Genomic DNA, 21,697 nt, shown 5'->3' on the forward strand with positions numbered 1-21,697 from the left:
ATCCGGAAACAGCACAACCTGCCACATGAAGTATATCCAATCAGCGTCAGGGTGCAGGATATTTGCCCTGGTATCGCCGTTATGCCGCAACATTCCCTTTTGCCGACGTCTCACGTCTGGCGTTCCAGCCACGCGTTAAACCGTTCCATCTCTTCCAGCACACGGCTGACCAACGGTTCGATGGATTCCCAGCCTTGTTCGTTGTTGCAGGCGAGTTCCAGCGCCTCACAGGCCTCTTTCAGCGAGGTAAAATTCATCAACCGCGCACCGCCGTTAATCCGGTGCGCCATGCGGCCAACCTTGTCGCGTTCTCGCTGTTCAAGTCGCTGTTTAAGGTGTTCGGCGTCGTCATGATTCACGGCGATCATTTCGAGCTGAAGCTGGCGTGTTTTATCGTCAACGGTGGCGTCCGTCTTTCCGGCACTGGCGAAATACCGCTCCAGCATCTCCTGCAATTTTTGCGGCGTTAGCGGTTTTTCCAGATATTCATCCATCCCGGCATCAATACAGCTTGCGGCCGCTTCTGTGCCGCTCATGGCCGTCAGGCCAAAAATGGGGATCGCCTCACGCCCTTCCCGTTGTTCATGCTCACGGATCTGCCGGGTCAGTTCGTAACCATCCATCACCGGCATAGTACAGTCAGTAATAATGGCGGCATAACGCGCTGGCTGCGCTTTCCACATTGCCAGCGCCTCTTCTCCTTGCGTGGCCAAAGAGACGCGGTGTCCCCATGATTCGAGTCGCTGCTGTAAGGTCTGACGCGCGGGAGGATAATCATCCACCACCAGGATGTGCAGGCTGGCTACGCTGTCCGGTGCCGGATGATGCAGGGCTATTTTCGCTGAGGGTGTCGCATTAAAGAGGAAACTCACCACACATCCTTCGTGCGGCTCGCTCTCAATGCGCACCTCCGCCCCGGCAGCGCGCGCCATATGCAGACAGGCGGGCAAACTAAAGCCGGTATCGGTCCACTCCGATTTAAGCGTCACGTTGTTCGCGCGTTCGATGATTTGTGCCTGGGTTGCTTCGGAAATCCCCGGCCCCCCATCGCACACCTCAATCACCAGCCGGATGCTCTCAACCTGTGGATCACGGGTTCCCTCATACACCTCGATATCAATGGCATCGCCGTCAGCATGCTTGATGGCATTGCGCAGGAGGCTCGACAGAATGCGGATAATTAACAGCGGATCGGTATCGTAGCGTTGCGCTGAAAGCTCGATCAGCACGTTCAGGCTCATGCCTTTCGCTTCTGCCTGCTGACGATAGAGGGCGACCGTGCTGTCAATCAGCTGCGGCAGGTTCGTGCTGCGCGTTAAGCCGAGCAGTTGCGGGTTATCGGCACGGAAAACATCGAACATGTCGCCAATTAACGAAAGCAGATTAAGGGAGGACTCCCAGATGAGGTTCAGATTCTCGTTGCGTTCATGGCGCTCGTCCAGCGCCTGAAGTTCCAGTTCCAGCAGACCCGTAATCACGTTAAGCGGTGTGCGAACCTCATGCCCCATGCTCAGCATAAAGGCATTTTTACTGGCAATCGCCTGCTCAAGATTACTTTTTGTTTCAGAGAGTTGAGTAATTAACAGCTCTTTTTCGGTGATATCCAGCCAGCCACCAATTAACCCGCCAATCTCGCCCTGCCCGTCATGCCACGGCACGACCCACCCCTGCAAGTATCGTGGCTGCTCACCCACCTGAAACCTGGCGGACCATTTCTGCGGTTGACCATCCTGCAATGCCTGGCGATAGCGGGCTTCGATCGCCGCCAGCTCTGAAGGCTCAACCGTATTGATGGCGGTGATCGGCAGACCTTTCAGATCCTGCCCTGACAGGCCAATAGTATCGCTCCAGGCCTGGTTATAACGCAGTAAATTCCCCTGCCGATCGCGGACATAGAGCGCAACAGGAGAGGCGTCTATCAGTGATTGGGTAAATTTCAGCTGCTCAGCCAGCTTCTGCTGCCAGACGTTGCCGCGGCGTAATGCACGGCGCAAATACTGGATCCACAGCCAGCAGCCCACCACGACCAGAAAGAGCAATATGCCCCACAGCAGCGAGTTCACGAACGTGCTTTTATTCCAGGTTTCACTGTTTTCTATCGCCGCCTGACGCCAGTCACCCGCCATTTGCATCAGCGCCCGTGGCTGCATATCGGCCAGCGCTTTGTTCAGGATATTGATCGGCTGGCTGCTGTCCGTTTGCGCCGACAACACCAGATCGACGGGTGTCACAGGAAGGGTCACCGCCAGATGAAAACGGGTTGGATGGTGGAGAGTCACGAGATAACTGGCAATAAACTGCGGTGCAATCACCCCACGGACTTCTCCACGTTTTAAGCGTTCAAGGGCGTCGTCCATATGCGGAACTTTCACCAGCTTAATGGTGGGATACCAGGTGTCCAGCCAGGGTAACAGCGGGTCATTCGCCTGAATGGCAATTTTCTCGCCTTTCAACTGTGAGAAATCACTGGGGCGCTTGATGCCCTGATCCATCACCACCACGGCGGGCGTGGTAAGCAACGGAGGCGTTTTCGCTGCACCGCTTTTGGTCTGCTGCGGCGTATCGATAACCTGTTCAACAAACAGTGCGTCAGGGTGAGCGCGCTTCATTGCCAGAAGTTCAGCATCGCTTTCAACGCTGAGGAAGGAAAAGCGAATGCCGTACTGGTCGTTAAACTGGTTAAGCAGATCGACCACCAGCCCCTGAGGTTCACCTTCGCTGACAAACGTGACAGGCCTTTGACGGCGGTCAATAATGACCTGAATTTGCCCGTGCTCGCGTAGCCAGCTTTCCTCCTCGGGATCTAACCCCAGTGGATTGGCGGTGATAACAAAGCTCCGGTTCAGACCCCAGCTGGTCGCAATGCGTAAACGGCTGGCTAACGAAATATGTTTAAATACGGTATCGATGGATTCCGCCAGCAGCGGTAGCTGTCGGTCGATACCAAAACTCATGTTCAGATTAGGTATCGTCGGGCTGAACGTCCAGCTCAGGTCTCTGACCTGGTGGTATTGCGTAAGATATTCCGCACTGGCCCGGTTAATCCACAGCGCATCGATTTGCTTAAAGGCCAGCGCGCTGACGGCGGTGTTATACCACGACTGGAAGCGCAGTGTGCTTTCCGGATACTGGCGGCGAAGCGCTTCACTGGCCTGGCTTCCTGAGACGACGCCAATCACTTTATTTCGCAGATCGACAGGCGTTTCACCCTGTGATTTTGGGGTCATCAAAACCGCTTTATCCAGCAGCCAGGGCGGTGAGGCTTGCAGGTCCGGGCTTGGCCACAGTTCCGGATTCCAGATAGCCACCATCTGTATTTCCTGGCGCTTCAGCGCGAGTAACGCTTCACTGCTGTTTTCGTAGTAATGCAGCTTAATTTTTACCTTAAGGCTGTCTTCCAGCATTGCCAGGTAATCAGCGGCAATGCCGCCAAAGACGCCATGGCCCATCCCTTCGCTTAACGGCGGTTGCTCCTGCCCCCAAACCCCCACATGCAGTGTGGAATGGCTGTCCAGCCAGCGTTGCGCCGCCTCACTGAACTGGACATGCGGCGCGTTAACCTGAACGCGACGCTGCAGTTCCAGTGGCTGGGCGTGCAGTTGCCATACACAACACACGGTAAGAAGCAGGCTCAATAGCCGGGCTGATAAAAAACGCATCGTACGAGTCGTTCCCTGAATAAAACATGCTGGAAAATAAAATTATACCGATGACCCGGCTTACCCTGAGTAAGCTTTGTCTTGTTCTGCGCAAATACCTCAGTGGCAGACAAGATCCCGACAGTATAAGACCGGACTTATTGTCGCGCCTGTTCCGTCCCGGTAAAAATTTCTCCTCCACTTTACCAGGAAAGCACTTTTTTACGTTTGAACAGGTTAATCCGTGATGAACAACAATATTGATAATCGCGATATCGCGCCAGAGGCCCTCACGGATGGGGACCGCGATACGCCATTTCCGGTGGTGCTGGAAATAACGCTCGACGACGTTTTAATTCAGAATGAAGCGCGTCTTTTTGCCGACGATACCAGCCAGCAACTGATGATAAAAGGTGATGCAGGGGATGTAATTAACCTCTCGGACCTACTTCCCGAAGGCGCGGAAATGGGTGAATGGACGAAAGCCCGGGGCTCAGTAACTGTCGATGGCGTGCAATATGCCGTATATCAGCATTCAGGTATGGAAACGGAACTGCTGGTTCAGGTCGGTATGCAGGTCGCCCTCAATAATATGTAAATGCAGGCGTCCTGCGGTCCTGGCGACACGCGGGACGCTGCGTTTCCGGGAGTCCCGCAATCTGTCTCAGCTCCCCTGACGATCGTCGTCGTTCACTATCTCGACCTTAACGTCTCCCTGACGAAACCCCTCGGCAAGAAAAAAAGGCATCGGCAGTTTCCACTGCCCCTGCTGCACGGGTGCCGTATACCGCCAGGCATTACCGTCCATTTTCAGCAGCACTGCCTGCTTTTCCCCGTCTTGTTTATGGCTTGGCCCGGCCATGATCGTAAACCCGGCATTGCTCCCGACGTGGAAGTGTTCTGCCTTCCAGCGAACAGGAGGATGCGCCGGCCAGGGTTCAGCATGATGAAAACCAAAAATAGCATCATGGCTAAGCAGACTTTGCCGCACGGTGGACCACAGCACCGCCTTCAGGAAATACTGGTCAGTGAAGCGCGCATTGCCCCGGTACTGCACGACAAACTCACGCATCATTCTTGCAACGTTTGGGAAAATGCCGCCACATCCAGCCCACATCCCGGCGAGTAACAACTCGGTATGCGTGAAATAGTCACGCATATGGTGAAAGTACCAGGGCGAACGTAGCCACGCCTCGACACAAACCTGCTCGCGTTCGGAGAGCAACGAGTCGGCATCACGAACTAAAAACCGCTCAACCGTCGGGTCGTCCATCACCAGAAAACGCCATAACGTGGGATAGATGGTTTTTTCGTGGCTCATATCGACCAGTTGAGCACCGCCCGCCTGCAGACGTTGCCAGACGTGCTGCGGCACAGAATTATCCAGATACACACGGCAGCACCAGCCAGGAAACAGCGAGTTTGCGGCTTCAATGTTTTTAATCAGCGTTTCGCAATAGCGCGGCCGATCGCCGAACAGGCTGAAGGCGATAATATTTTTTTCGCGCTGCGTGGCATCAAAAGGACGCGGCGGCGTTGAGGGAAGCGGCCAGCATTTGCCGTGACCAAAGCGTTGATCCGACAGCGTCAGCGACTCAAGGCCATAGGTGCGCATCTCCTGGGTTTTGCCCATGTGACCACACAGTTCAGCAAAACCATCCAGCCAGGTTTCAGAGGCTTCATGACGCTGCGGCGACTGGTATATTTTACGATACACTTTATACGCCTGATCGTACTTCCCCTGACGCATCAGGCTTAGCGCATAGTCACTTTGCACTGACATATTTTTGGGCAATACGGCCAGGGCTTTTTCACAGCAGCGCGAGGCGCTGGCGTAATCCCCGTCAGCCATAGACTGGCGATAAATCTCCGCCAGGGAATGTAACTGCTGGCTTATTGCGGCGTGGTTAACAGGTCGACGTTGAGGTACCGGGCGCATAAAAATCCGCTCAATTATTTAATCAGAAAAATTAAGCCGATTTTTTCATTGTTACGGGTGGCTCACGATAAGACCCGTCTTGATATTCCCTGAAGAGAGTACAGCCCTGGTACAGGCAGGTAAAAAGCGATTTCCGCCTCTTATTCAATTTCACTTAAGCTGAGTATTTTACAGCAACTTAATTAATACCATTACCGTTTATAATGAGATGTTATTTCATTAAAAAAAATAACCAAGTCAGGTCTTATAACCCTTTATCGTCTGTTTCATCATACTGCGCACACATAAATGAAGATGACATCGGTATAATTCGACCCCGGTATTGCTGAGGTCAGGCATGAAGGATGTCTTTTCATCGGCTATACAGTAAGTTATGGGCTAGCCCGTACAGGTTGTTTATGATGTTTCATTCACAGCACACCCGATGTCCGGGGAAGATATTCCCAGGCTCACTTCGTCTTCAGGAGTCAGTTAAAGAGATATGCGTCACTATTTTCGCTTTTTTGTGCTGCTGGTTTCACTCTCGCTTTCAATGCCTTCAGCGATAGGCGATGAATATAAGATCCTGATGAGAACACCGGTCCAGGGATTACAGCGTTTATCTCTTACCGCCGATCAAGCCGCGTTTATTAAACAACAACGACAACTGAACGTGGGCGTGACCCATTATGATGCCCCACCGTTTGGCATGCGTAACATTCGCAATGAGTATGAAGGTTTGAGCGCGGATTATACGGGACTGGTCGCCTGGCAACTTAACCTCCCGGTTAAGATAAAAGTGTTTAGCTCCTCTGAAGAGGCGTGGCAGGCGCTGGCACGTGGCGATATTGACCTGATCCCGTCCGTGGCCGCCTTCCCGGATAACGATGCCTTTGCCTTTTCCTTACCTTATGCCAGCGATAAACCGGTGCTGGGGCTCAACGATAGCGATACCGCCCCTCTGGCAGAGGATCTGCGTGATACCGACGTCGCAATGCCGAGAGACTATTTGCCCCTGTCACAGGCTCAGGCCGCCTACCCTAACGCCCGTTTTCGCCTGTTCGACAGTTATCAGGAAGCGTTGAGCGCGGTGGCGTTTGGTCAGTCGCGGGTTTACCTGGGCAACAGTTACTCGCTCAGCCGCAACTACCTGAACAATATTCATGTTGAGCGATTCTCACGCCTGACCAGCCGTGAAGTGGGGTTTGCCGTCAGCCAAAAAAAACCACAACTGCTCACACTGATTAATGCCGCAATCAAGGCCGTGCCAGAAGATGAAAAGCAGGAGCTTTACCGTCTCTGGCAGCCCGATCGGATTGATCTCGCACAGGGGTCGAAATCCCTTCTCTTTACCGAGCAAGAGAAAGCGTGGATCAAGAAACATCCCACCGTTAACGTTCTGATCTACAGCCAGGACAATGCAGCCCCGGTCTCATTTATTGATAATAAAGGTGTGCTGCGCGGTATTGCCGCCGATCTGTTTTCCGTTGTGTCGCTCAGAACCGGTTTACAGTTTCGTTTTGAAACGGGCAGCACCACCGAGGAACTGATTCAACAGGTGAACGAGTCAAGCGCGGATATGCTCGCCTCAATCACCCCCAGTGAAGCGCGTAAAAATAAAATTCTTTTCACCCGCCCCTATCTGCGGAGCGCCTTTTCCCTGGCAACAGCGACAAATCGTAACGACATTCATATGCTGGCAGACCTGCGTGGAAAACGACTGGCGATGGTAAAAAACATTGGTGTGGAAAGTATGGTGCGCCAGCGTTACCCGGAAATTGAAATTGTTCACGTGGGCAATGAATCACAGCTGCTTTCCACCGTACTTGAGGGGAAAGCGGATGCCGCGGTGGGTATTCTGATCATGAGTGACTATCAAATCTTCACCAACTTTCAGGACAAACTCAAAGTGGTGTCGATTGTGGGGGACGCCCCTGTCTGGATCTCTTTCGGGGTCGGGCTGTCCAATCCGGAACTTCAGGGGATTTTAGATAAAATATTGCTGAGCATTCCCCCTGTTGAGCTGGAAAATCTGGCCAACCGCTGGCGGCCCAACGAACTGGTGGTTGTTGACAGCTTCTGGTATCGCTATCGGGAAGTGTTGATTGCCACCGCCGTCTTTAGCGCCGTCTTAATTATTCTGGCCCTGGGTTGGGCACTCTACCTGCGTCGACAAATCGCGCGTAAAGCGGCACTTCGTCGTCAGATGAACACCCAGCTTGTGCAATTACGCGAGGTCATCACCGAGCGTGAAGCGCTGCTGGTTGAACTTAAGGAAGCCAAAGACAGGGCCGAGGATTCTAACCGCGCAAAATCCGTCTTCCTGTCGACCATGAGTCATGAAATCCGCACGCCGATGAATGCCATTATTGGCATGCTGGATATCGTGCTGAAAAAAGGACGCCGTGGTGAGCAAGATATTCAGGCGCTCGAGGTGGCGTACGAATCGGCAGAAGGACTGGTGGGATTAATTGGCGATATTCTGGATATTTCCCGTATTGAGGGGGGCCATCTCGATTTCAATCCTGAAGCCACGAACCTCGGTACGCTGATTAACAATATGATGCGGGTTTTCCAGGGCGTGGCCATTGAGAAAAATATCGAACTCACCCGCGCGTTCCCGACGGAACCGATAATCGATGTCTGTGCCGACCCCTTACGCATCAAGCAGGTTCTGTCGAACCTGTTAAGTAATGCCATTAAGTTTACCGATGTCGGCGGCGTATCACTGACGCTGCAGCAGGCTGAAGACCCGGTAAATGACAGCGTTCACTACATCATTGACGTCAAGGACAGCGGCGTGGGGATCGATGCCAGCCAGCAGGCAGCCTTGTTCAGGCCCTTTAGTCAGGCAGACAACCGCCGCGCAGGAACGGGGCTGGGCCTCTATATCAGCCGGACCATCTGCGAAAGCATGGGCGGCACGCTTATGCTGACCAGTGAGAAAAACGTGGGCACCACGGTGAGAGCAACCTTTACACTGCCGAAAGTAAAAACGGCGGCGGCCGTGGATGTCCAGCAGCACGAAGACGAAGACAAAATTCCGGCCCTGAAGATCCTGGTCGTGGACGATAACCCTGCCAACCGGATCCTGCTGGCTAAACAGTTGGCCTGGTTAGGACAGCATGCGTATCTTGCGTCAGAGGGAAATGAAGCACTGGCTATCTGGGAAAAAACAGATTTCGACGTGATCATTACCGACTGCAACATGCCCGGCATGAATGGTTATCAGCTTACTGACATAATCCGCACGCGCGAGCAGGAACAGCACAGGGCCGCGGCCTGGATTATCGGCTTTACCGCCAATGCCATGCATGAAATCACGGCGCGTTGTTTACAGGCTGGTATGAATGATTGCCTGTTTAAGCCCTGCTCAATCAATCATCTCGCGGCTGCACTGCGAAATATTCATCCCATTGAGCACAAAGCATCGGACAATACCGTCTCACTGAAATAAAAAAGGAGCCTGTAACAGGCTCCTGATAATGTCTCGGATGAATCGGTTGTAATGGGATTAAAGCAGTTGGTCGTGCCAAAGAAACAGTTCAGAGTCCGTTTTCACGCCCAGCTTTTTCATGGCCGATTTCTTCTGACCGCTGACCGTCTTACGACTACGATTGAATTTCTCTGAAATCTGCAGGACCGACATTCCACCGGTAAAGAGTCGCAGCACCTCAAGCTCCTTAGGAGACAGCTGATCCAGGCGGCCAATGCCCTCAATCACCTGCGGCGCGTTGTCACCCTCTGAACCCGATTTCGTGTCTGCACAAGGCTCGGAAATCAGGTAGAACTCTTTCTCCATGCTTTCTGAGAGGGAGATACGCCCCGCCGCGACCTGGCGCGCCGCATTCACCACTTCCGATAAATCACGGCTTTTACCGACATGCCCACGCACGCCGATTTTTAACGCCATGCGCACAATCGCCGTGTTTTCCAGCGTAGAGGAAAGAAGAATTTTCAGCCACGGGAAGTTGCTCATGAGCTGTTTGATCATCGGTAAACCGTCGATCTCTTCATCACCAAGCAAATAGTCAAGAACCAACACATCAACACGGTTGTTGCGTAAAAAATTCATGAGTTCGATACGAGTGGCAAAGCTGCCTTTTAGTTCGAAATCAGGCTCCTGGCTAAATATAATTTCCATCCCCTTACGGACAATCGGGTGATCGTCGAGTAAAGCGACGTATATTTTTTTACCTGAAAACGGGTTCATACATATTCTCTTTTATGCCTGCAGTGTGAGCCATCTTTAAAAAAGACTTAATTATTATTCCGTAACCATAACAATAAAGTACCGGAACTGGCATAGCTACGAAAAATAGCGGAATAGCCATCAAAACGGTTAGTCACTTCCGCGACCTGGTTGCCGTAAAAATCACTTTCTGCACTCAACACATCTAACAGAGTACGTCGACCGAGGTGATACCACTGATCGAAGAAATCATGACGAATACGATCGGATTCAATCGATAAGTTATGATACAACTCCGCGCGCTCCAGCATGCTATGGGCATCCTGATCGGCAGCACGTACCCGGTTATCCAGATCGCGGGATTGCTGTTCAATGGCCTCTCTGCTGGCATCTGCACGGCGTGCGGCAGAAAGCTCAGCGGCCCGCTGTGAACCGCCCCGGAAAATCGGCCAGCTTAAGTTTACATTGGTTTCCCACGCCTGTTCACGCCCCAGTTCATCACGCCCGGTACTTTTGCCAACGTTCCACGTCACCGTTGGGTAGGCGGCAGAACGCGCCGCTTCCGCATCCGCCAGTGCTGATGCGGTCTCTGCCTGCGCCTGTCGAATGGTGGGATGGCTTTCAATGGCGGATAACTGCTTGTTCAGCTCCCCTGGCTTCAGGTTCCACACCGGTGCTGTTGGCAGAGGAACGGGCGTATCCCCCAGCAGGCGGTTGAGGATGATTTCCGTATCACGCGCGCGCGATATGGCCGTATCTAAAGAAGATTGCGCCTGTAAAAAACGCCCTCTGGCCTGCGTCAGTTCACTGCGACGCCCCTGGTCAACCTTCACAATACCGTCCAGCATTTCGACCAGTTCATTCATACGCGCCACGTACTTTTGGCTGAGAACAATGATCTGGCGCTGCTTACTCAACTCAATGAGTGCACTACTGACCTGCCAGGCAATGTTTTCCGCCTGTGCGCCCGTATTCTCTTTCGCGGCCAGATGCAGCGCTTCACGGCTTTTAATGGTGTTGCTAGTACGACCAAAATCGAGCAATGTGGTTGCGACATTCACGGTCACTGCCGGGCGACTGTCGCTGTAGCCCCGTTCTCCGCCACCGAACTGAACGCTTTTTGAACGCGTTCCGACATCCACCTGCGGCCAGCGTTGCCCTTTCGCTTCATCAACGTTGGCCTGTGCCGCCTCGGTATTGAACTGCGCGCCACGAACCTCAGGGCTCATACCCAGTGCAGTATTGACCGCATCATTAAAGAGCAGACGGATTTCATTCTCGCCAGGCGCACGGGCGGTCTGCCGGTCAACGTTTGTCGCGTTGCTTTTCGCAAACGCGGCGTAGGTTGTGCTAGTAGCATGGTTATCCACCGCGCTTTTCTGCGCCACCCGTGGCGCGAGAGGTGCAGGCGGGGTGGAGGCCATCACCATGCCGGATTTTTCCTGCGGAGCGACAGGCTGAAAGGCTAATAAGCCCTCGCTACTGGCGACACTTTTCCCTGAAATCAGGCAAGAGAGTACCGTCAGCGTCGCCGCCAGGCGACGCTGTACTGGAGAATACTTTTTCATCGTAAATTAACGCTCCCGGAAGGCTTCTTTCGCTTTGAAAATAGGTTTCAGCAGGTAATCGAGAATGGTTTTTTCGCCCGTGCGAATTTCCACGGTCGCAATCATGCCGGGAATAATCGGCAGGGCTTTATCCCCTGCTTTGAGGGTGCTGCTGTCGGTTAAGACCATCACCCGGTAATACGTATCATCAGGACGGCCCGCCGCAGCTTTAGCGTCATCTTTTAACGTATCCGGACTGACGAGAGACACTTGCCCCTTCAGGCCGCCGTAGATTGCAAAATCGTAAGCGGTGATTTTCACCATGGCAGGCAAACCTGCATGCAGGAAGGCCACGTCAGACGGTTTGATCTTCCCTTCCACCAGCAGCTGATCTTCCAGCGGCACGATCTCCATGATGTGTTCACCAGGCTGAATAACCCCGCCAATAGTGGTAACCCGCACATTTTTGACCGTGCCTTTTACCAGTGCGGTAATGGTTGTGCGGTTCACAATGTCTTCGCGACCGGTCAGACTCTCTTCAGCCTGCACCAGATCCAGCTCCTGACGGATCAGGTCGGCGTTGGCATCCGCCTGATAGCGGTTGCGGCGCTCAACAATCTGCGATTGCAGGTCGTTTGCCTGACGGCGCATGCGCAGCAACTCTACTTCGGAAAGCAGGCCGCGTGCCGCCAGCGGCTCAGACATGGCAATTTCGTTTTGCGCCAGACGATAGCTCTTCTCAAGCGAAGCCACGCCCTCTTCCAGCGCTTGCTTACGGCTGTTGTAAGCGCGGGTTTCCAGCTCGACCTCAGAAGGATACTTTTTCACGCGGTCGCTAAAGGTCAGCGGCAGACCATACGCTTCTGCACGCAGGCGGTTAACGGTCGCTTCCAGTGCCACCACCTTGCGCAGCGTCTCCTGATAACTCGATTGCGCACGCGTCGGGTCGATTTTCAGCAATACCTGCCCCGGTTCGACGATATCGCCCTCTCGGACATTCAACTCTTCGAGTATCCCGCCCTCGAGGCTCTGGATAATCTGTTCGCGACTTTTTGAGACGATCTTCGCATCACCCTTGGTGATCTCTTCCACTTTGGCGAAATGCGCCCAGGTTAAGAAGCCGATGAACACCGCCAGGATGAGCCATAACACCAGTCGCGATTTTGGCGTGGTCTGGGAGAACAGCGCCTCCTGGATATCGCTCATCCAGGCGGCATCACGCGCTGAGAGCGGTTTATTTTTCTTCTGTTTTAGAAATTTCATGCGCTGGCCTCCGCCTGCTCTTTTACTGGCACAGCTTGCGCTGGCGTACTGTCGTTAGCGGGTGTCTGCTCAGGTTGCGCTTTTGGCGTGCCGTTGAGCGCAGCCAGAATCTGCTGTTTTGGACCATCCGCAACGATTTTGCCGTCCTCAATAATCACCATTCTGTCCACCAGCGCCAGCAGCGACGGGCGATGGGTGACAACAACCAGCGTGTGTCCGGCAGTCGCGATTTTCAGGTGTTGCAGGAACAGGGCTTCGGTCTGCGCATCCATCGCGCTGGTCGGTTCATCCAGCAGCAGCAGGTTAGGACGCGCCAACAGCGTTCGCGCCAGGGAAACCAGCTGACGCTGGCCGCCGGACAAACTGTTGCCCTGCTCGCCAACGGGCATATGAATGCCACGCGGGTGGCGCGCGGCAATGTGGTCCAGCCCGGTTAAACGCAGTACCTTAAGAAACTCATCAGACGACGCATTCTGACGGCCAATCATGATGTTTTCGCGCAATGTGCCGTAAAACAGACGCGCATCCTGCCCCACAAACCCTACGTTGTTTCGCCAGTCAGACGGCTCAATTTGATTCACGTCCAGACCGCTACTGAAAATCTGCCCTTTCACCGGCGTGTAAAGGCGGGCAATGATGCGCAGCAGCGTGGATTTACCGCTGCCGATTTTCCCGACGATCGCCACACGCTCGCCCGGTTTTATCGTCAGATTCACGCCTTTGAGGATATCCGGGTTCGGCTGCATGGGCGGCGCCGGATAAGAGAAGGTAATGCCTTTAAGCTCGATATCACCGTTCAACTCAGGCTGTTTGATGTAGTCAATCTCACTGCTGCGATCGGTTGGGTTCTCCATCAGCTTGTTCAGCGAAGTCAGCGCAGCTTTGGCCTGCTGATAACGCACGGCTAAACCGACGACCTGGCTTAACGGCGCGGTCACACGACCGGCCAGCATGACCGTACCGATTAACGCGCCCTGCGTCAGGGTGCCGGCATCAATCAGGTACACGCCGGTGACAATCAGCATGACCGTCTGCAGCTGTTGCAGGAAACTCACCGAGTTCATCGCCAGCGTAGAGTAGTGCTTAGACGCCGCCGAGCTGGACGATTGCATGGCGCTGAACTTTTGCCAGCGGCTCTGCATCCAGGACTCGCCCCCCACGGATTTCAGCGTTTCCATCCCTTCGATGGATTCAATCAGGACGCCCTGCTTCAGCGATGCTTCTTGCAGGCTGGCTTTCATCACTTTGGCCAGCGGCCACTGAATGGCCATACTGACCAGCAGGATCATTGGCAGCATCAGCAGCGGGACAATCGCCAGCGGGCCGCCGATGGCGAAGATAATGCCAATAAACAGCAGAACGAACGGCAGGTCGGCAATGGTTGCAAGCGTCGCGGATGAGACGAAATCACGCACGGATTCGAATTCGCGCAGCTGGTTGGCAAAAGAGCCTGAGGAGGCGGGCTTATGCTCCATTTTCACCGCCAGCGCCTGACGAAACAGCACGCTGCCGACAATCAGATCCGCTTTTTTTCCTGCGGTATCCAGCAGGTGAGCACGCACGCTACGGGTTACGGCTTCAAAAATCATTGCCACCAGCACGCCAATCGCCAGCGACCAGAGCGTGGTAAACGCCTGGTTAGGGATCACGCGGTCATAAACGTTCATGGTAAAGAACACGGTGGCCAGCGCGAGCACGTTCACCAGCACCGACGCCAGCGCGGCGCTACGGTAGTAACGACGGTAGCGCCATAGCGTACTGAACAGCCAGTGGCCTTTCGGCTGCGGCGGCGCGATATCGCTAACCCGACTGTCAATACGCGCAGTCGGTTTAGCCGCGATCGCGTAGCCAACATACAGCTCGTTAAGCGCTTCATGATTCAGTTCAACCGGCTCGTCAGAGACATCCGGCATGACCAGGGAATAGAACAGATCCCATTTGTCTTCGGCATTTTTACGACGCTCGCGTCCCAGCAGCACCATCCCGCCAGCGCCCTTACGCAGCAAAATCATCGGGAAGATCTGCTCCGGCAGTTCTGCGCTATTACGCTTGATGAGCCCTCCGGTCACACCGGCATTTTTGAGCGCATCAAGCGCTAAAGAGGGAGTGAGGAGTTGTTCGACAGGCAGACCCGCCAGCAAAACATCATCGCTTTTACCGAGACCATAATGCTCACACACCCAGGCAATACTTCTGAGCAGAGAATCATCACTTTGTCGGTTATCGCGCGCGGCGGCAAGCAGCTGTTCCTCCTGAAAATTTGCAGTTGAGGATTCCATATTTCGCGTTTTTCCTGATTGATTATTTATATTTAAATCAATGAATTAAATTGATTTATTGGTTTAAATTAAGAATATTCTGTCACGCGGAACAGTCTTAAATTAATGAGACCTGTCTCAATGGAACGGGTTATTTTTTGTCACGAAACAGGTTTGATGAGGGATACACGAGGGAAAAGAGAATGCCCTCCCATTGCGGGAAGGCAGGACGCAAGATTATTTTTGCTCAGGTGCAGTCACGTTCTGATCGCCGCTTACACGCACAACAACGCGGCGGTTTGGCGCATAGCAGGAAACCAGCTCACGCTTGCCGGACGCGGCACAGTCATTAACAACCGGCTCGTTACTGCCGACGCTGGACGCCACCATCAAACGCGCCGGAAGGCCATTTTCTGCCAGCATCGTACGTACCGTCTGCGCACGCTTCAGCCCCAGCGCGTAGTTGCTACGATCGCTGCCGATAGCATCCGTATGGCCAATCACCTGGATTTGTTTCAGCTCGACGTTTTCACGTTTTATTGTCGCCACCAGGTCTTTCACCGCCTGGCGGCCCTGAGCGGAAACGCCCTTTTCACCGGACTGTCCAAAGCGGAACATAATATCGCCGGACAGGGTGTAATCTTTGTACTGAGGCGCGGCCAGAGTCTTACAGGCTTCCACGCTGGATGCGCGAGAAAGCACATGGGTCTGCTCGCGCAGCCCCGATAAATCCTTCTCCGCCTGCTCGCGCGTACGGGCTTCCGGCACGGCATTCATCGTGTGGCTGACGCGCACGAAATAGGTTTGCCCGCCGTTCATTTCGACGTTGTAACCCTGTTCTTTACCACGATACTGCGGCGCATCGTTCTGGTATGCGCCGAGATTATGCTTACCCGGCGCCAGACAGAACACGGTATAACCGCCAGGCAGCAGTGCATCGTGGAATTCATTATCCACATAAATATGTGCCGCCCCGCCGGTGCTGTTACTGGCGTCACGGTAGTAAACAATTTGCGCCTGAGTCTGAGCGACGGGTGCAACAGGCTGATACACCTTGCCAAAATTCTCCGCAGCGGTGGCGGTGTGAATGAAAAATGCGGAGGAGGTAAACAGCGCCGCAAATAAAGAGGTCTTGAAAAAAGTCATAAATCCTCCAGAGGCCTCCCCGAAAGGAGGCCTGGAAAAGTTTAAGTTAGTGATTATTCACGTTGACGGTTACGCCAGCTTGTACCAGCAGCTCGACATCCTGGCTTTCCATGTGGAACACCTGATACTCAACACCCGATACCTTCACATTACCGGCGTTGGTCCAGTTGCCCGGATCGCTGTTGTCAGGCAGCAGATCGCTCAGGTTTACCACGTCGCCTTTATTACCCTGCACCATCAGCTGTTTATTGCCATCGGTGATAAACAGGTCTTTTTCAGCGTGGGTCAGCACGTCGTGCAGACTGATATTCAGCTTGTCCTGCTTGCTGTTGGTAATATCAATCGTCTTGTGCTGGAGATTATCCAGGTTAATCTCACGATCGTTCAGGGTGCTAACAACACTGGCGCTATCGTCATGCTGCTCTTCGGCGTTCATCAGCATGGACATAGAACGCCCTGCGGAACGGCTGGCTGCCTGGGTTCCCCATGCAATATTGTCCAGTGCCAGACCACTCCCGTCATTAGTGACAATAGTGACTTTACTGATCACTTCACCTGCAGGAGCCTTGAAATTAAAATTCACGTACTCCGAGCCCGTTCTGCCAACCCCGCTCAGGGAACCAATCTCTTTTCCTGCCGCATTATAAAACTTGACGTTAGCCGGTGCGATTGACGTCAAAGCACCGCCATACCAGATCCCCCATCCTGTTAACTGGAAGCTAATCTGATCGGTGTCACCCACGGTAAAGGTTGTTCCGGTGCTCCCCTGACGAATGAACAAGAATGGGTTACCAGTATTTACCCCCATTAACGTCGTACTGATTTCACTGCCCCCAGCCAATACCTTAAACCCTGACGTGGTCGGATTCCCCCCCAGGAACGTACCCGCCCTCTGGCCGGTAAAGTCTTCGTAACCGCTGGCCATCGGCGGTGCAATCGTCAGGCTGCGTGAAACACCCGCACTCTGGTTCCCTGCTTTATCGATAGAGAACACGCTAAACGTGTGGTTCCCCAACGGCAGTGCAGACGGCGTTAAGCTCCAGCTGCCGTTAGCGGCGGCGGTGACACTGTACGTAGAACCGTTCACCGCGATGTACACTGTGCTACCTGCTTCAGCGGTACCGTTCAGGGTCGGCGTGTTGTCATCCGTTGAACCCGCGTTGGCCACGTTGCCCGTTACCGGACCGACGTTATCCGTTACGCTGGTGATCACTGGCGCGGCGTTGACGGTATCCACAGTGATCCCAAATTTCGACGAGGTAGCCGAACGGTTTCCGGCCCTGTCGATTGAATAAGCCTGGAATTCATACAGCTTGTTGTAGTTGGTCGTCACTGGGTATGACCATGCGCCATTCGCAGCGGCAACCGCCGAGCCATAAGTCCCACCGGTTGCCGGGTCGATGATATACACCACGCTGCCCGCTTCCGCTGTCCCGCGTAAATCCAGGTCACGGTCGTTGGTTACGCCACCGTTGCCTACCAGACCGTTATACACACCACCCTGAACATCATCGTAAGAGCCGGTGATAACGGGTGCGTTATTCACCGTATCCACAGTGATCCCAAATTTCGACGAGGTAGCCGAACGGTTTCCGGCCCTGTCGATTGAATAAGCCTGGAATTCATACAGCTTGTTGTAGTTGGTCGTCACTGGGTATGACCATGCGCCATTCGCAGCGGCAACCGCCGAGCCATAAGTCCCACCGGTTGCCGGGTCGATGATATACACCACGCTGCCCGCTTCCGCTGTCCCGCGTAAATCCAGGTCACGGTCGTTGGTTACGCCACCGTTGCCCACCAGACCGTTATACACGCCGCCCTGAACATCATCGTAAGAGCCGGTGATAACAGGTGCGTTATTCACCGTATCAACCGTGAGTGAGAAGGTTGATGAGTTCGCTGAACGGTTTCCAGCATTATCGATTGAGTAAACCTGCCAGGAATATGTCTGGTTATAGTTAGTTGTCGCCTGATAAGACCATTTACCATCAGCTCCCGCCGTTGTGGAAGCCACTGTCCCACCGGTTGCCGGGTCGATGATATACACCACGCTGCCCGCTTCCGCTGTCCCGCGTAAATCAGGCGTACGGTCGTTGGTTACGCCACCGTTGCCCACCAGACCGTTATAAATACCACCTTCTACGTTGTCATAAGAACCTGTAATAACTGGTGTCGCATTAACGGTATCCACGTTGATCGAATAGGTCTCAGATTTACCCGACACGTTACCCAGATCGTCTTTCGCAATGGTGTAGAACATATGCGGACGACCGGCAGCCGTGTCAGCAACCGCACGATCCCAGGTCCAGTTACCTTTCGCATCAGTTTTCACCGTATCCAGCACCGCGTTGTTATACGCGTTGTAGATATACACGACGCTGTTTGGCTCAGCGGTTCCGCGCAGCTGCATATTGCCGTCGTTGCTCAGCCCACCGTCTGGCACCAGGCCGTTATAAATGCCGCCTTCCACGTCATCGTACGCCCCCAGAATGATCGGAGCTGCAGCGCGGGTATCCACTTCCAGACCGTAGTGGTTGGATTCGCCAGAGACGTTGCCCGCCGCATCCTGTGACGTCACGTAGAAGTCATGTTTCGCATCTGCCAGCGCAGGCGATGTCCACGTCCAGTTACCGTCCGCATCGGCATACACCGAAGCGATTGGCGTTTTGCTGTCTGGGCCATAGATATTCACCAGGCTGTTTTTCTCAGCCGTACCGCGCAGTTCTGGCGTGGTGTCGCGTGAACGACCGCCATCGACGATCAGCGTATCCGCATCGTCATACATGCCGGTAATGGTCGGCGCCGTTGGCGCGTCAGTATCAATCGTCAGATCCCACGGCGCGGTTGGTGCGCTTTTCACACCGGTCGGGCTCTGGAATACCGCACTCAGAGACAGCTCGGTGCCGTTGTTCTGCGGTGGTAGCGTGTAGTTCCAGGTGCCGTCATTGCCTACGGTCACAGAATTAACAAGCGTTGTGCCGTCGTAAATGAACACGGTATCGCCCGCACGGCCAGTACCGTGCAGCGTTGGCGTGGTGTCATCGGTCACCGCCGGGTTCGCCAGGTCGCCCTGCACCAGGCCTACATCGTCAGCGATGCGATCCAGCGTCCCTGTCGGAATGCTGGTGTCCAGCGTCAGCTCAAACGGTGCGGTAGGCGCACTGTCACCCGTCCCCGGATCTTCCGTGGCGGTGATCTGATATGTCCCGTCCGCGCTCAGCGCAGGGGTGATGGTCAGCTGCCAGCTACCGGTTACCGCATCCGCACGCACGCTATCGATATAATTGCCGTCAACGTACACCTTCACCAGTGCGCCCGGCGTCGCGCGACCCACAACCGTTGGGGTCGTGTCATCGGTGTGGCTGCCGCTGCCCAGATTGCCGGTAATGGCACCTTCATCATCCACGACGTGGCTGATGGATACGCCGTTACCGCTGGTGTCCACGATGAAGTGGATCGGGTCGGACGCAGGGCCGACGTTACCCGCTTTGTCTTCAATCGAGACTTTCCAGGTGTAGTCGCCGTCCGCCAGCGCAGGTGCCGGGGTGTAGCTCCAGTTACCGCTGCCATCGACAGGAACGCGCACGGTAGTACCATTACCGAGATCGATAATAGCGGTACCGCCCGCTTCACCTTTACCACGGTAGGTTGGGGTGTTGTCATCGGTGGTGTCGTTGTTACCAATCAGACCTGGCGTACCGAAGTCGTCCCACAGTTCCACGTCAGCCGCTTCGCCTGGTGCGACAGAGTCCACAATAATGACCCACTCGCCGGTCTCCGGGCTGCGGTTGCCGGTCACATCTTCTGCGACCGCGCGGAAGCGGTGTTCGCCCTGCGCCAGCGCCGAATCAAACTCAATGGTCCAGCGCCCACCTGTGACCACCGCGCTGCCGATTGGGTTCGGGTTCGCGCCGTCGTACAGATAGACGGTGGTGCCATCCTGCGCGGTACCGGTAATGACCGGACGATCGTCATTCGTGATACCACCGTTCTGTACCGTGCCGACGTGTGATTCGACATCGTCAATCACATCGGTGATTGCCGGAGCCGTTGGAATACCGCCCGCCAGCAGGTCAAAGGAGAACGCATCAGAAGGATCCGAACGCAGACCCGCTTTGTCTTCGGCGACCACTTTCACGTCATAATGACCGTTCGCCAGCCCCAGCGGCGGTGTCCAGGTCCAGGTACCTTCATCGGTGGCGCGAACGGAAGCAACTTCACGGCCATTGACGATGATGTACACCAGGCTGTTCTCTTCGGCAGAACCCGCAAAGGTCGGGGTGCTGTCGTCAGTGATATCGCCGTTTTGCAGATAACCTGTTTGCTGACCCGCGTCGTCAAAGACGGTGTCGATAGTCGGTTTCACCGGTGGCGTGGTGTCAACGATAAAGCCGATCGGATCGGACGGTTCGCTGGTGTTACCCGCGGGATCGGTGATGACCACCACGGCTTCATGCTCGCCTTCTGCCAGTGGATTTTCTGGTGTGACTTCCCATTTACCGTCTTCACCCACGATCGCGGTACCTACCACTTCATCGTCGATGATCAGTTCTACGGTTTCACCCGGCACAGCGCCTTCGCCGCTGAATACCGGCTGGGTATCATCGGTCACATCGCCGTTATTAATTGGGCCGATAACCGGACCCTGATCGTCTTCAACGTCACCAATGATCGGTTTCACTGGCGCTTCGGTGTCAATCACCAGCTTCCAGGGATCGGTTGGCGCGCTTTCAACGCCCGTTGGGCCACGGAATACCACACTCACATCCAGCGCGGCACCGTTCGTTTGTTCAGGCAGGGTATATTCCCAGCGGCCATCAGCGCCCACGGTTACGGAGCTAATAATGTCGCTGCCATTACGTACGAAAACGATGTCACCTGGGCGGCCCGTACCGTGCAGGGTTGGCGTGGTGTCATCCGTCACCGCCGGATTCGGCAGGTCCCCCTGATAGCGACCAACGTCATCCGATACGCGATCGAACGTCCCGGTCGGAACAACGGTATCGATGGTCAGCAGGAATGGACGTGTCGGAGGTGGAATTTCACCAGGACCGCTGAATTCCCCTGCCGTAATTTCATAGGTTTTACCCGACTCCAGCGCAGGGTTGATCTCAATGGCCCACGCACCGGTCGTTGGGTCGGCAGTCATCGTACCCACCGCTTCCCCGTCAACATACAGCGTCACCAGAGAGCCAGGCGTTGCCGTCCCCACGATAACCGGTTTAAGGTCATCCGTGCTGCTGCCGCTGGCCAGCGGGTTGGTCAACGTGCCGGTATTATCTTCCGCGTGGCTGATGGAAACCGCATTACCCACGGTGTCGACGATAAAGGTCACTGGCGCGGTGGCTTCACCACGGTTACCCGCAGCATCTTCCAGCGCCACAGACCAGGTATAGGTTCCGTCCGCCAGCGCAGGCGCAGGCGTCCAGCTCCAGTTACCTTCTGCATTGACGGGTACGCGAATGCTCTGCCCGTCACCGAGGTCGATCACGGCCGTCATGCCCGGCTCACCCTTACCGCTAATAGTCGGGGTGTTATCTTCGCTGATATCGTTATTGTTAATTTCACGCGGGAACTGGTAATCGTTCCACAGTAAAACGTCGGTCGGCAGCGGCGGCAGTGTCGCCACAGCAGCGATGTTTGGCTCGGTATTGTTGTTAGAAGCGATGGTCTTTTTCATACTCAATATCCAACTATATTCTGTTTATGTTCGGGAAAATCCCTGGATTAAAAAA

General features: G+C 54.5%; 10 protein-coding genes. 2 read left to right on the top strand and 8 right to left on the bottom strand.

The features are described from left to right. Positions 1 to 110: 110 nt before the first annotated feature. Complete coding sequence (locus BJP35_RS10405; RefSeq protein ID WP_086463077.1) at positions 111 to 3,659, bottom strand: response regulator; 3,549 nt, start codon at positions 3,657 to 3,659, stop codon at positions 111 to 113. Positions 3,660 to 3,885: 226 nt separating this feature from the next. Between BJP35_RS10405 and BJP35_RS10410 the strand changes: the two genes are divergently transcribed. Then, on the top strand, positions 3,886 to 4,236 hold the full coding sequence (locus tag BJP35_RS10410) for a hypothetical protein (RefSeq protein WP_020885105.1): 351 nt from the start codon (positions 3,886 to 3,888) through the stop codon (positions 4,234 to 4,236). A gap of 66 nt (positions 4,237 to 4,302) precedes the next feature. Here BJP35_RS10410 and BJP35_RS10415 read toward each other — a convergent pair whose 3' ends face one another. Continuing rightward, complete coding sequence (locus BJP35_RS10415; protein WP_025204756.1) at positions 4,303 to 5,577, bottom strand: tetratricopeptide repeat protein; 1,275 nt, start codon at positions 5,575 to 5,577, stop codon at positions 4,303 to 4,305. A gap of 481 nt (positions 5,578 to 6,058) precedes the next feature. On the opposite strand from BJP35_RS10415, the gene BJP35_RS10420 reads away from it, so the two are divergent. Next, the gene (locus BJP35_RS10420; protein WP_086463078.1) at positions 6,059 to 9,013 is read left to right on the top strand and encodes a transporter substrate-binding domain-containing protein; all 2,955 of its coding nucleotides are present in this window, start codon (positions 6,059 to 6,061) and stop codon (positions 9,011 to 9,013) included. Positions 9,014 to 9,070: 57 nt separating this feature from the next. Here the strand turns inward: BJP35_RS10420 and BJP35_RS10425 are convergent, their stop codons facing one another. The 6 genes from BJP35_RS10425 to BJP35_RS10450 form a co-directional block, all read right to left on the bottom strand. Next, positions 9,071 to 9,769, bottom strand: a complete 699-nt coding sequence (locus BJP35_RS10425) for a response regulator transcription factor (RefSeq protein ID WP_025204758.1) — start codon at positions 9,767 to 9,769, stop codon at positions 9,071 to 9,073. 47 nt (positions 9,770 to 9,816) lie between these two features. Then, entirely contained in the window at positions 9,817 to 11,316 is a 1,500-nt protein-coding gene (locus tag BJP35_RS10430) for a TolC family protein (RefSeq protein WP_086463079.1), read from the bottom strand. A gap of 6 nt (positions 11,317 to 11,322) precedes the next feature. Further along, positions 11,323 to 12,558 (bottom strand): HlyD family type I secretion periplasmic adaptor subunit, encoded by a 1,236-nt coding sequence (locus tag BJP35_RS10435; RefSeq protein ID WP_020885110.1) that lies wholly within the window; start codon positions 12,556 to 12,558, stop codon positions 11,323 to 11,325. Beyond that, positions 12,555 to 14,837 carry a type I secretion system permease/ATPase gene (locus BJP35_RS10440; RefSeq protein ID WP_044865901.1) on the bottom strand — a complete coding sequence of 761 codons (2,283 nt, stop codon included), beginning with the start codon at positions 14,835 to 14,837 and terminating at the stop codon, positions 12,555 to 12,557. The genes BJP35_RS10435 and BJP35_RS10440 overlap by 4 nt, the downstream gene beginning before the upstream one ends. Before the next feature lie 216 nt (positions 14,838 to 15,053). Then, positions 15,054 to 15,962, bottom strand: coding sequence for an OmpA family protein (locus BJP35_RS10445; RefSeq protein WP_086463080.1), 909 nt, complete (start codon positions 15,960 to 15,962; stop codon positions 15,054 to 15,056). Positions 15,963 to 16,008: 46 nt separating this feature from the next. After that, complete coding sequence (locus BJP35_RS10450; RefSeq protein WP_086463081.1) at positions 16,009 to 21,642, bottom strand: Ig-like domain-containing protein; 5,634 nt, start codon at positions 21,640 to 21,642, stop codon at positions 16,009 to 16,011. Between the last annotated feature and the right edge of the window lie 55 nt (positions 21,643 to 21,697).

This window comes from Enterobacter sp. J49 (assembly GCF_002148625.1).
Taxonomy (GTDB): Bacteria; Pseudomonadota; Gammaproteobacteria; order Enterobacterales; family Enterobacteriaceae; genus Enterobacter; species Enterobacter ludwigii.

What these genes read in the sequence shown, in the direction of transcription:
- BJP35_RS10405 (WP_086463077.1), bottom strand. Translation starts at nt 3,659, where the DNA reads ATGCGTTTTTTATCAGCCCGGCTATTGAGCCTGCTTCTTACCGTGTGT.
- BJP35_RS10410 (WP_020885105.1), top strand. Translation starts at nt 3,886, where the DNA reads ATGAACAACAATATTGATAATCGCGATATCGCGCCAGAGGCCCTCACG.
- BJP35_RS10415 (WP_025204756.1), bottom strand. Translation starts at nt 5,577, where the DNA reads ATGCGCCCGGTACCTCAACGTCGACCTGTTAACCACGCCGCAATAAGC.
- BJP35_RS10420 (WP_086463078.1), top strand. Translation starts at nt 6,059, where the DNA reads ATGCGTCACTATTTTCGCTTTTTTGTGCTGCTGGTTTCACTCTCGCTT.
- BJP35_RS10425 (WP_025204758.1), bottom strand. Translation starts at nt 9,769, where the DNA reads ATGAACCCGTTTTCAGGTAAAAAAATATACGTCGCTTTACTCGACGAT.
- BJP35_RS10430 (WP_086463079.1), bottom strand. Translation starts at nt 11,316, where the DNA reads ATGAAAAAGTATTCTCCAGTACAGCGTCGCCTGGCGGCGACGCTGACG.
- BJP35_RS10435 (WP_020885110.1), bottom strand. Translation starts at nt 12,558, where the DNA reads ATGAAATTTCTAAAACAGAAGAAAAATAAACCGCTCTCAGCGCGTGAT.
- BJP35_RS10440 (WP_044865901.1), bottom strand. Translation starts at nt 14,837, where the DNA reads ATGGAATCCTCAACTGCAAATTTTCAGGAGGAACAGCTGCTTGCCGCC.
- BJP35_RS10445 (WP_086463080.1), bottom strand. Translation starts at nt 15,962, where the DNA reads ATGACTTTTTTCAAGACCTCTTTATTTGCGGCGCTGTTTACCTCCTCC.
- BJP35_RS10450 (WP_086463081.1), bottom strand. Translation starts at nt 21,642, where the DNA reads ATGAAAAAGACCATCGCTTCTAACAACAATACCGAGCCAAACATCGCT.